10 protein-coding genes are annotated in these 11,816 nt (G+C 66.7%); 2 read left to right on the top strand and 8 right to left on the bottom strand.

Annotation, left to right across the window (positions count from 1 at the left end; translation table 11 throughout):
- The 5 genes from alaS to AC3A3W_RS01025 form a co-directional block, all read right to left on the bottom strand.
- Positions 1 to 2,566, bottom strand: a 2,566-nt coding sequence (gene alaS / locus AC3A3W_RS01005) for an alanine--tRNA ligase (protein WP_487440029.1), incomplete at its 3' end; no start/stop codon positions are given.
- Positions 2,567 to 2,686: 120 nt separating this feature from the next.
- Positions 2,687 to 2,917, bottom strand: coding sequence for a DUF6167 family protein (locus AC3A3W_RS01010; protein WP_487440030.1), 231 nt, complete (start codon positions 2,915 to 2,917; stop codon positions 2,687 to 2,689).
- Between the two features lie 18 nt (positions 2,918 to 2,935).
- Positions 2,936 to 3,307, bottom strand: a complete 372-nt coding sequence (locus AC3A3W_RS01015; RefSeq protein ID WP_205653930.1) for a DUF948 domain-containing protein — start codon at positions 3,305 to 3,307, stop codon at positions 2,936 to 2,938.
- Positions 3,308 to 3,452: 145 nt separating this feature from the next.
- The gene (gene rpsD, locus AC3A3W_RS01020; RefSeq protein ID WP_011692125.1) at positions 3,453 to 4,079 is read right to left on the bottom strand and encodes a 30S ribosomal protein S4; all 627 of its coding nucleotides are present in this window, start codon (positions 4,077 to 4,079) and stop codon (positions 3,453 to 3,455) included.
- 191 nt (positions 4,080 to 4,270) lie between these two features.
- A complete protein-coding gene (locus AC3A3W_RS01025; RefSeq protein WP_487440031.1) occupies positions 4,271 to 5,788 on the bottom strand; it encodes a replication-associated recombination protein A in 1,518 nt (505 codons plus the stop codon).
- Between the two features lie 78 nt (positions 5,789 to 5,866).
- Here AC3A3W_RS01025 and AC3A3W_RS01030 point away from each other — a divergent pair, with 78 nt between their 5' ends.
- The gene (locus AC3A3W_RS01030; protein ID WP_487440032.1) at positions 5,867 to 6,541 is read left to right on the top strand and encodes an acVLRF1 family peptidyl-tRNA hydrolase; all 675 of its coding nucleotides are present in this window, start codon (positions 5,867 to 5,869) and stop codon (positions 6,539 to 6,541) included.
- Between the two features lie 18 nt (positions 6,542 to 6,559).
- On the opposite strand, the gene AC3A3W_RS01035 is transcribed toward AC3A3W_RS01030, so the two are convergent.
- Genes AC3A3W_RS01035 through AC3A3W_RS01045 form a run of 3 tightly spaced genes read right to left on the bottom strand, consistent with a single transcriptional unit; the run spans position 6,560 to position 9,353 of the window.
- Positions 6,560 to 6,790 (bottom strand): 2Fe-2S iron-sulfur cluster-binding protein, encoded by a 231-nt coding sequence (locus AC3A3W_RS01035; RefSeq protein ID WP_487440033.1) that lies wholly within the window; start codon positions 6,788 to 6,790, stop codon positions 6,560 to 6,562.
- Positions 6,791 to 6,799: 9 nt separating this feature from the next.
- Positions 6,800 to 8,089, bottom strand: coding sequence for an NAD(P)/FAD-dependent oxidoreductase (locus AC3A3W_RS01040; protein WP_487440034.1), 1,290 nt, complete (start codon positions 8,087 to 8,089; stop codon positions 6,800 to 6,802).
- A complete protein-coding gene (locus AC3A3W_RS01045) occupies positions 8,082 to 9,353 on the bottom strand; it encodes a cytochrome P450 (protein ID WP_487440035.1) in 1,272 nt (423 codons plus the stop codon). Before AC3A3W_RS01045 ends, AC3A3W_RS01040 begins: the two co-directional genes overlap by 8 nt.
- Positions 9,354 to 9,608: 255 nt before the next feature.
- Here AC3A3W_RS01045 and AC3A3W_RS01050 point away from each other — a divergent pair, with 255 nt between their 5' ends.
- The gene (locus AC3A3W_RS01050) at positions 9,609 to 11,714 is read left to right on the top strand and encodes a heavy metal translocating P-type ATPase (protein WP_487440036.1); all 2,106 of its coding nucleotides are present in this window, start codon (positions 9,609 to 9,611) and stop codon (positions 11,712 to 11,714) included.
- Positions 11,715 to 11,816 lie beyond the last annotated feature (102 nt).

Here is an 11,816-nt window from a genome sequence, read left to right on the forward strand (position 1 = left end):
TGCCGGCTGCGAGCCGTACCAGTGCGCCGGCCTTGACGCCCGCAGCGCGGGCGGCCTCGTTCGTGGCGATAAGGATCACGGGACGGTCGTTGCTGACGCCGGCGACGGCCACTGTGGCGGCCTCTGATCCGAGACGGTTCCGCAGGTCGAGGGCCAGGCCGCGGAGGTCGTCGGCGCCGCCGACCTGCCCTGCGTCATGGGCCACGACGCGAACGCCGGCGGCATCCTGGGCGGTGCCGACAAGCTGGGCGGCTGCGGCTGCGAGCTGTTCCTTGCGGAGCCGCTCCAGCTCCTTTTCCGCCGTCTTGAGCTTGGTCAGGGTGGTGGCGATGCGGTCGGCAAGCTGGCCGGATGGCACTTTCAGCATTTCAGTCAGCTCCGTGACGAGGGCGCGTTCCGCGGCGAGGTGCCGGAACGCATCCATGCCCACGAAGGCCTCCACACGGCGGTTGCCCGAGCCCACGGACTGCTCGCCGAGCAGCGACAGGCTGCCGATGAGCGAGGTGTTCGAGACGTGCGTTCCACCGCACAGCTCCCGGGACCACGCGCCGTCGATCTCCACGACGCGCACTTCGCTGCCGTAGTTTTCTCCGAACAGCGCCATGGCGCCGAGGGCTTTGGCTTCGGCGAGGGGCATCACCTTGGTGTCCACACGGAAGTTGTTCCGGATGGCCAGGTTGGAGACCTCCTCGATCTCAGAGCGCGTGGCGGAGCTGAGTCCCTCGCCCCAGGCGAAGTCGAAGCGCAGGTAGCCTGCCTTGTTGTACGAGCCGCGCTGGGTGGCCTGCGGGCCCAGAATCTGGTGCAGGGCGGCGTGCACGATGTGCGTGCCGGTGTGCGCCTGCTCGGCGGCGTGGCGGCGTTCGCGGTCCACTGCGGCCCTGACCAGTGCGTCGGAGGCTATTTCACCCTCGCGGACCACGGCCTTATGGACGCTCAGGCCCCTCACCGGGCGCTGCACGTCCAGGACTTCGACGACGAAGCCGTCGCCGGTGATCAGGCCGGTGTCCGCAGCCTGGCCGCCGGCTTCGGCGTAGAACGGCGTCTCGGCGAGGACCAGTTCGATCTCGTCGCCGGTGGCGGCCTGGGAAACCTTGCGGCCTGCGCTGAGGATCCCGCGGACCCGGGATTCGCCCTCGAGTTCGGTGTAGCCGGTGAAGACCGTTTCGCCCTCGGACAGCAGTTCCTGGAAGGCGCTGACGTCGGCGTGCGCGCCCTTCTTGCCCTTGGCGTCCGCCTGGGCGCGTTTGCGCTGTTCGAGCATGAGCTTGCGGAATTCGGGCTCGTCCACCTTCAGCCCGGCTTCCTCAGCCATTTCCAGTGTCAGGTCGATCGGGAAGCCGTACGTGTCGTGCAGGGTGAAGGCATCGGCGCCGGACAGCGGGCGCCCGGCGGCCTTGGATTCGTTCACGGCGTCTTCGAGCCGCGCGGTACCCGAGGCGATGGTCCGCAGGAAGGCCTTTTCCTCTGCATACGCGATGCGACTGATGCGGTCGAAGTCCGTCTCCACCACCGGGTAGACACCCTTCATGGCGTCACGGGAGGCGGGCAGGAGGTCCGGCAGGCAGGCCTTTTCGACGCCGAGCAGGCGCATCGACCGCACGGCGCGGCGGATCAGCCGGCGCAGCACATAGCCGCGGCCTTCGTTGGAGGGTGTGACGCCGTCGGCGATGAGCATCAGGGCCGACCGGATGTGGTCGCCAACGACGCGCATGCGGACGTCGTCCGTGTGGTGGGGATCGTCCACTGTTTCGGCGGAGGTGTATTCCTTGCCGGACAGCGCGGCAGCCTTGTCGATCACCGGCCGGACCTGGTCGGTCTCGTACATGTTCTCGACGCCCTGCAGGATCATGGCGAGCCGTTCCATGCCGAGGCCGGTGTCGATGTTCTTCTTGGGCAGTTCACCGACGATGTCGAAGTCGTCCTTCGAACGGACGTTGTCGATCTGGTACTGCATGAACACCAGGTTCCAGATTTCGACGTAGCGGTTCTCGTCGGCGATAGGGCCGCCCTCGACGCCGTAATCGGGGCCGCGGTCGTAATAGATCTCCGAGCAGGGGCCGGCCGGGCCGGGCTGGCCGGTGTGCCAGTAGTTGTCGGCCTTGCCCATGCGCTGGATTCGGCTGGCCGGGACGCCAGTGTTCTTCAGCCAAAGGTCCTTGGCTTCGTCGTCTTCTTCGTAGACGGTCACCCAGAGCAGTTCCGGCGGAAGTCCGTAGCCGCCGTCGTCCACGCTCGTGGTGAGCAGTTCCCAGGCGAACTTGATGGCGTCTTCCTTGAAATAGTCGCCGAAGGAAAAGTTGCCGCACATCTGGAAGAACGTGCCGTGGCGGGCAGTCTTGCCCACCTCCTCGATGTCACCGGTGCGGATGCACTTCTGCACGCTGGTGGCACGGGCGTAGGGGGCTTGTTCACGGGCGGTCAGGTAAGGGATGAACGGGACCATGCCCGCAACCGTGAACAGCAGGGAGGGGTCGCTGGAGACCAACGACGCGGAGGGAACCGCGGTGTGGCCTTTGCTGACAAAAAAGTCCACCCAGCGCTTTGTGATCTCCTGCGACTTCATGAGCTGATTTCATACCCTTCTTGGTTCACGCGCTCTGGCGCGTGAGTTTGATTCAAATCCGGGTCCGGCGTAACGGACCACCTTCTTAATTCTCGCGCGTTTTCCGGCACGCGGCCGCACCTAGTGGCGGACAACGTCCTGTGACTCGACGCCGAGCGCAGTGCGCAGATCGGTTTCCCGCTCACGCATCCCCGCGCGGACGGCGTCGGCGAAGTCGTAGACGCCGTCCGCGAGCCGTCCCACGGCCCGGTTCAGGCCCTCGGGCCCCAGGTTTGACTGGGCCTCGCTGACCTTGCGGAACGCGATGACACCAATGGCCACGCCGATGCCCATCCAGACAAGTCTCTTCATTTCAGTTCTCCGGGTGGCTTAGCGGCTGCGACGGCCGGCGGGCTTCTTGCGGGCGGCGAGGGCGGAGCGAACACCGTAGCTGAAGGCGGCGACCTTGATCAGCGGGGAGCCCACCGTGGCGGCAACAAGGGAAGACAGCGCCGAGATGTTCGCCGAGGCGTCCGACACGTTGGACGCGATACCGTCCACCTTCTTCAGCTGCTGGTTGGTGGTGGAGACGGTCGCCGTGACTTCGTCCATGAGGGGCGTTGCTCCGTCGCTGATGGAACGGATCGAGGTCCGCACCTCATCGAACACCCGCCCCAGCTTGAGGATGGGGACAGCAAGCAACAGGACCAGGAGCGCAAATACCCCGGCCGCGATCAGGCCGGCAATATCGCCACCAGACATAGACGTTCATCTCCTTGAAACTCCGTGGAACGGTACATCGTGCTCGGCGTCAGCATGCTGCAACCGCGGATGTCCCCCAAGTACCTTACATACAAAGAAGCCCGCGGCGCTTGCCACGGGCTTCTTTGGATACGCTGCCGAAGATTTAGCGTGCGTAGAACTCGACGACGAGCTGCTCTTCGCAGGTCACGGGGACCTCGGAGCGCTTCGGGCGACGAACCAGGCGTGCCTGCAGGGCGTCAAGCTTGACGTCCAGGTAGGCCGGAACCTGGGGCAGGACGTCGCGGTGTGCGCCGGCTGCTGCGACCTGGAACGGAGGCATGGTTTCGCTGCGGCTGTGAACGTGGACCAGCTGGCCCTCGCCGACGCGGAAGGACGGGCGGTCAACGCGGATGCCGTCAACCAGGATGTGGCGGTGCACAACCAGCTGGCGGGCCTGGGCGATCGTGCGGGCAAAGCCGGCACGGAGCACGAGGGCGTCGAGACGCATTTCGAGCAGTTCGATCAGGTTTTCACCGGTCAGGCCCTTGGTGCGGCGTGCTTCTTCGAAGGCACGGGTCATCTGGGCTTCGCGGATGCCGTACTGGGCGCGCAGGCGCTGCTTTTCGCGCAGACGTACGGCGTAGTCGGAGTCCTGCTTCTTGCGGGCACGGCCATGCTCACCGGGGCCGTACGGGCGGCGCTCCATGTACTTGGCGGCCTTGGGGGTCAGAGCGATGCCGAGTGCACGCGAGAGGCGTGCGGTACGGCGAGCACGAGTGTTGTTAGCCACTTGTGTCCTTCCAATATCTGCGGTGTGTCAGTGTTACTGGCCTCCACGATGGAGAGCATCGGCCAACCGCTGCCTTTTGCTACTGGGCACCGGGCGACAGCCCACCAAAAAAACAGAACAGCATGAATTGCTGAAATAGAGTGGATTGTGCGTCCGTGCCTTGCCAGACAACGATCCATCCTACCAGAAGCTCACTTGCCCCGGATGATCTTCCTCAGCCGCTCCAGCCGCACGGCGATGTCACGCTCCGCGCCGTTGCCGGTGGGCTCGTAGTAGTCGCGCCCCACGAGGTCGTCCGGCGGATACTGCTGGCTGGCCACGGAGTGCGGGGCGTCGTGGGCGTACTTGTAGCCCACCCCGTGGCCCAGCTGCTTCGAACCGGGGTAGTGCGCATCGCGCAAATGCGCCGGGATCCCGTTGCCCAGCCCGGCCCGGACATCGGCGATGGCCTTATTGATGCCCATGTAGGCGGCGTTGGACTTCGGCGCGGTGGCCAGGTGGACCACCGCCTCGGCAAGGACGATCCGGCCTTCCGGCATGCCGATCAGCTGGACCGCCTGGGCTGCCGCGACGGCGGTCTGCAGGGCGGTGGGGTCTGCCATGCCCACGTCCTCCGCGGCGGAGATCACAATGCGGCGTGCCACGAAGCGGGGGTCCTCCCCCGCTTCCAGCATCCTGGCCAGGTAATGCAGTGACGCATCCACGTCGGAGCCGCGGATGGATTTGATGAAGGCGCTGGCGACGTCGTAGTGCTGGTCGCCGGCGCGGTCGTAGCGCACCGCCGCAGCATCCAGCGCACGCTCGGTGTGCCGCAGCTCCACGGTGACCGGTTCCTCGGGCACCGCCCCGGCGTCGGACGTGCCGGCGGAGGACGTGCCGTCGTCGGAAGTGTCCGCAGCGGACGTGCCTTCCGGGGAAGGGGCGACGTCGTCCGCGTCACCGAACGCCACGCCGGCCGCCGCCTCGAGCGCTGTCAGGGCCCGCCGCGCATCGCCGCCAGAAAGCCGCACAAGGTGGTCCAGGGCCTCCGGGCTGAGCCGGACTTTGCCGTTGAGGCCGCGGACATCCTGCACGGCGCGCTGGAGCAGGCCTTCGATGTCGGCGTCGGTCAGCGGTTTGAGGGTGAGCAGCAGGGAGCGGGACAGCAGGGGTGACACTACCGAGAACGACGGGTTCTCGGTGGTGGCCGCCACCAGCACCACCCAGCGGTTCTCGACGCCGGGCAGCAGCGCATCCTGCTGGGCCTTGTTGAACCTGTGGATCTCATCCAGGAACAGCACGGTGGTGGTCTTGTACAGGTCGCGGGCGGTCAGCGCCTCATCCATGACCCGGCGCACGTCCTTGATTCCGGCGGTGATGGCCGACAGCTCCACGAACTTCCGCCCCGGCCCCCTGGCGATCACGTGCGCCAGTGTTGTCTTTCCGGTGCCCGGCGGCCCCCAGAGGATGAGGGAGCTTGGGCCGGCGGGGCCCCCGGCGTCGGCGCCGGCGGCCAGCTGGCGCAGCGGCGACCCCAGCCCCAGCAGATGCTGCTGACCCACCACTTCGTCGATGGTGCGCGGCCGCATGCGGACGGCCAGCGGGCTGCGCGGCGAGGTGTTCCGGGACGCGCCCGGCCTCCCGGACGGCAGGCCGCTGCCCGCGCTGGGGGCGGCGTCGCCGTCTTCGTCGTCGTCGTCGCCCCGCCCGGAGCCAAAGAGATCATCCACATAGATAGGCTACTCATAGATTCAGCGGGCGAGGATTTAGCGGGCGAGGTCCGGCCACAGGAAGCAGGGGATTCGGCAATGCCACACAGCGGTTCACCAGTCGGGCGTTCCGCTCCGCCGTCCCGCACCGCGTTTGTGGCTGGCCCGCGGCTGGCCGGCTGGGTGGAACGGTTCGGTGCCAGCCACGGCGCCTTGGAGATTGAAGACCATGATGACGGCGTGCGGCTGCTTGCGGCCGACGGCGCCAGTGCACTGCTGCAGGCGCCCTGGCCGGATGACGGCAGGCCAGGGCGCGGTCCCGGTCCCGTGGAGCGGCTGGCATCGCTGGCCTCCCAGCCCCGCAGCCTCGGCCTGCTCCTCGTGCGTCGCGGAGGGTATGGAGTGGCCGTCGCCAGCGAGGGTGTCATCCGTGCGTCCAAGACCGGCTCCAAGTACGTGCAGTCCCGGACGGCCGCCGGAGGCCAGTCCCAACAGAGGTTTGCCCGGCGACGCTCCAACCAGGCCGATGCGATGGTGGAGGCCGTCGCCGAACAGGCCAGGGTCGTCTTTAACGGACAGGTCTTCGAGTATCTGGTGCCCGGCGGCGACAGGTCATTGGCGGACCAGGTGCTCGAACAGCCCGTCCTCAAGGCGTATGCCCGGCTGCCGCGCCTGGCGTACCTCGATGTCCCCGATCCCCGCGCGGCCGTCCTGCGAAAGGCGGCGGCGGACGCGTGCGCCGTGCGCGTCACGGTGAACGATCCGCCGGTTTAGCCCGCGGCCGCGCCTCCGCTATTCTTCCGGGGCCAGGGTGACGGTGACTCCATTGAGGTCCCGGCTGAAGCCCAACTGGCAGGAGAGCCGGAATACGTGGCAGGTGGCACAGGAGGCGGTGCCGCCGCAGGAGGCGAGGACCGGAAGGTCGTTGTCACGCAAGGCCTCCATAAGGGTCTGGTCCGGCTCCCATTCGAGGTCGTGGGTGGAGCCTTCGCGGTCAATGACGGTGAGTTTGTTGTTGCTCATGGCTGTTCCTTAGATTCGGGCGGACGCGGGGGCAGCGTCGGTGGGAGTGGGGTCGTTGAGAATCGCGGCGGCGAGGGGGATTTCGGGGTCCGCCGCCAGAATCGGGTCGATCAGGGCGCTGTGGGCGATCAGCCTCCTGGCCGGCCGGAAGTCGGCCAGGCCCGCGATGGTGTCGACGGCGGAGAGGCGGCCGTCGCGGAGATAGACCACGGAGAACCTGCCGGTGAAAGGATCGCCGCGCACAATGACGTCGTCCTCCGGGTGGCGCACCCCGGCGGTCTGCAGCCGGACACCGTGCTGGACGGTCCAGAACCAGGGGATTTCTGGGTCCGCGGCCTCATGGCCGGTGATGTGGGCGGCAACTTTGTCAGCCTGCGCCAGCGCGTTCTGGATGCATTCCAGACGCTGGCTGGCGCCGTCGGCCGGGCTGGTGAACCGCGTCACGTCACCGGTGGCGTAGATTGCCGTATCGGAGGTCCGGCAGTCCCCGTCCACCAGGATGCCGTCCCGGCATTCGACTCCGGCGTCTGCGGCCAGCTCCTGGTTGGGCAGCACGCCGATTCCAGCCAGTACGACGTCGGCCTGGAACACTTGGCCGTCGGCAGTAACCACCCGCTCGACCCGCCGGTCCCCTTCGATCGCCGTGACGGCGGCGCCAAACACGAACCGCACACCGTGCCGCTCGTGGAGCTGTTCGAAATGGCGCGATACCGGGACGGAAGTGACGCGGCTCATGACACGGTCCTGGAATTCCAGGACCGTGACATCGCAACCCCGCGCGGCCGCCGCAGCGGCCACTTCCAGCCCGATGTACCCGGCGCCGATGATGGCAATGCGGGCCCGTGGAACCAGCATCCGCTTGAGTTCGAGGGCGTCGTCCCGCGTTCTCAGGGACTGGACCCCGGCGAGCCGGGCACCGGGCGCCGTAAGTGGCCTTGCACGCGAACCCGTGGCGATGACGAGCCGGTGGTAGGCGTGACGGCTGCCGTCGGACAGCAGGACTGTCCTCCCCTTCCTGTCGATGGCCTCCGCGGTGCTGCCCGCCAGCCTGTCGATGCGCTTGTCCTGGTAGAACTTCTCCTTGCGCAGGACGGCGGACTCATCGGATGCGCCGTCTTTCAGGAGGTCCTTGGAGAGCGGAGGGCGTTCATAGGGCGCCTCGTTCTCCGTGTCGAGCAGCAGAATGCCTCCTTCCCAGCCGCGGGCACGGAGTCCCGCAGCAACAGCAACGCCGGAATGCCCGGCGCCCACGATCACCACCGGAGTGGCGGTCCCGACCATTGCTTCCTGCTCACGCATTGAACTGCTCCAGCATCACGTGGAGGTGCTCCGGCCCCGAGTTCGTCAGGTTGTTTCCGCGTACATATTCGATGGGCCTGTTGGGATCCAGGGCCAAGGATCCGAGCTTTTCGGCGAGCAGCCTCACCGTCACCAGGACTTCGAGGCGTGCCAGCGGCGCACCGAGGCAACTGTGGACGCCGTGGCCGAAGCCGAGATGGCCGTCGGTGTTGCGGTCGATGTCGAAGCGTTCGCCGTCGGGGTACTTGCTGCTGTCCCGGTTGGCGGCGGCCGGCAGCAGGCGGACTATGGCGCCGGCAGGGATCATCACGCCGGCAACTTCCACATCCTCCGTGGTGATCCGGCTGGCGCGCTGCACTGTGCCGCGGTAGCGGGCCAGTTCCTCGACAAAAAGCGTGGCGTCGCCGGGGTTCCGGCGGATCCGGTCCAGCAGTCCGGGCTGTTCACTGAAAACACGGAACGCGTTGGCGAGCAGGATAGTGGTGGTGTCGTGTCCGGCGACGAAGACAAAGGCGCAGAGTTCCTTGGCTTCCTTCTCGCTGAGCAGGCCGGTCTTCCACATCCGGGCGATGTGGCCGCCGACGGAGTCGCTCCCCTCCCTGTAGAGGCGCTCCATGGTGTCCTTGAGGTACGCGAAGAACTCGAAGGTGCTCTGCTCGTCGGTGCCGGTCCCCTGGGCGTTGCGGGCGAGCCGGCCGAAGTAGCTGAAGGTTTCGTCGGACCAGAATTTCATCTTGTCGAAGTCCTCCGCCGGCACGTCCAGGAGGGCACTGATGGTGGACATGCTGAGCGGGATCGCATAGTCGTCGACGGCGTCGCCGCGGCCGGCAGCGAGCATCGGGGCCAGGTACTTTTCGGCGTTCTCGCGGACCCGCTCCTCAAAGCGGGCGATGGCCTTCGGAATGAAGGCCTGCGCAACGACCTGGCGGAGCCGGGTGTGGTTAGGGGCGTCGAACAGCGTGAGGAAGGTCAGCGGAACGGGGTCCACAACCTGGGAGGAGAAGATCTTCGGGGCACGCATCGCCCGGCGGACGTCGTCGTAGCGGGAGATGAACCACACATCAGATACGGGCGAGTGGGCCCGCAGCACGGGGGCGTTGTCCCGCATCCATTCATAGTGGGCGTAGGGATCGCCCTGCGTTCCGTCATCGACAACCTTGAACGGCGCCATTCCCTCGGGCCAGCTCAGTTCATGCGAATACGGGGGCAACTCCGTGCCTTCGCGGCTGCCTTCGCCCGCGGATACCGCTGGTGTTTCTGTCATGGGGGCAGACATCATCGTCCTTCTTTCCGGATTACTCGACGTGACCTACGTCTCAACCCACAATGCCGAGTTCAGCAACTCCGGCCCCATGCGACTTCCGTTCATCGGTTGTGAAAGTCTCTTGCCTCAGATACCCCCCAGGGGTATATTGATCGTGTTGTCAGTGAAGTGGTATGTCCAGGCCGGTGCATTGCATCGCCGTCACAGCCGTTCAACCCCAGCACCCATAACTTCTCCTCAAGGAATGGAACTGACATGCGCGGAATCATGGAAAACCTCACTCAGCACCACAACCATTCCGCGGCCACCCCGCCCGGGCATCACGGCCACCATGAAGGACATAGCCACGACGATGACCACGTCGTCCACCCACACGGACAGCATGCCGGGCACAGCACGGCAATGTTCAAGGACCGGTTCTGGCTGACCCTCGCCCTGTCGGTGCCGGTGGTGTACTTCAGCCAGATGTTCGGGCACCTGCTTGGCTACATGCCGCCCGAGTTCCCGGGGTCAGTCTGGATCCCGCCCGTGCTGGGAACGGTGATCTTCTTCTATGGAGGCATGCCGTTCCTTAAGGGCGGCCTGAACGAACTCAAGTCCCGGCAGCCGGGGATGATGTTGCTGATCGGCATGGCCATCAGCGTCGCATTCGTCGCCTCCTGGGTCACCAGTCTGGGCATTGGCGACTTCGACCTGGATTTCTGGTGGGAGCTTGCCCTGCTGGTGGCCATCATGCTGCTGGGCCACTGGATCGAAATGCGCGCCCTCGGCTCCGCCCAGGGAGCCTTGGACGCCCTCGCGGCTCTGCTGCCGGACGAGGCCGAACGCATCACCGGCGCCGGGACAGAAACCGTGAGCATCTCCGAGCTCCGCGCGGGGGACATGGTCCTGGTCCGGTCCGGGGCACGGATGCCGGCAGACGGCACCGTTATCGGCGGCCAGGCCGAGTTCGATGAATCAATGATTACCGGCGAATCCAAGACCGTGCTCCGGTCCGTCGGTGACTCGGTGGTAGCCGGAACGGTCGCCACCGACAACACCGTCAGGGTCCGTGTCAGCGCTGTCGGGGACGATACCGCGCTCGCCGGGATCCAGCGGCTGGTTGCCGAAGCCCAGGCGTCCTCCTCCCGGGCGCAGGCGCTGGCGGACCGGGCCGCGGCCTTCCTGTTCTACTTCGCCACCGTTGCCGGTCTCATCACCTTCATCGCCTGGACGCTGCTGGGCAGCGTCCCGGACGCTGTCACCCGGACCGTCACGGTTTTGGTGATTGCGTGCCCGCACGCCCTCGGCCTCGCTATCCCGCTGGTCATTGCCATCTCCACCGAGCAGGCAGCCCGCGCCGGAGTGCTGATCAAGAACCGGATGGCGCTGGAGCGCATGCGCACCATCGACGTCGTGCTGTTCGACAAGACCGGCACCCTGACCAAAGGCGAACCCGAACTCAAAGACGTCGCCGTTGCCGACGGCGCCAGCCGCGAGGAGCTGCTGGCTCTGGCCGCCGCCGTCGAATCCGACAGCGAACACCCCGTGGCACGCGCCATCGTCAAGGCAGCCAACCAACGGGGCCTGGACATCCCGCAGGCCACAGGCTTCACCTCCATGACGGGCCGCGGCGTACGCGCCGCCGTGGACGGACGCACCCTCCAGGTCGGCGGCCCCGCCCTCCTGAAGGAACTCAGCATCACCGAACCCGAAACACTGGCTGCTTCCACGCGAGAGTGGATGGACCGCGGGGCGGCTGTTCTGCACGTCGTGGACGGACAACGCGTGCTGGGTGCGGTGAGCCTGGAGGACGCCGTCCGTGAGGAGTCGCGCCAGGCCGTCGCCGCCCTGCAGAACCGAGGCATCAAGGTCGCCATGATCACCGGCGACGCCCGGCAGGTCGCTGAAGCCGTCGGGGCGGAGCTGAACATCGACGAGGTCTTCGCCGAAGTCCTGCCCGCGGACAAGGACAAGAAGGTCGCAGAGCTCCAGGCCCGCGGACAAAAGGTGGCCATGGTCGGGGACGGCGTCAACGACTCCCCCGCGTTGGCCCGGGCAGAGGTGGGCATCGCCATCGGCGCCGGCACCGATGTCGCCATGGAATCAGCCGGAGTGGTCCTGGCCGGCAACGACCCCCGCGCTGTCCTGTCCATGGTAGACCTGTCCCGCGCCAGCTACCGCAAGATGTGGCAGAACCTGGTCTGGGCCACCGGCTACAACATCATTTCCGTCCCGCTGGCCGCCGGAGTGCTTGCCTTCGCCGGTATCGTACTCTCCCCCGCAGCCGGAGCTGTCCTGATGTCCGCCTCAACGATCGTGGTTGCCCTGAACGCGCAACTGCTGCGACGGGTGAAACTGAACCCAGCCCAGGTTCGTTGACCCGGAGGGAGCCACACCGCCGGGAACACCGGAGGCCGCCTGGCCAGAGCCGTAGTCTAGAAAAACGCAGCCCGAACGGAAGGAGGAACGTCATGACCGCAC

It is taken from the genome of Arthrobacter sp. Soil_N43 (assembly GCF_057655195.1).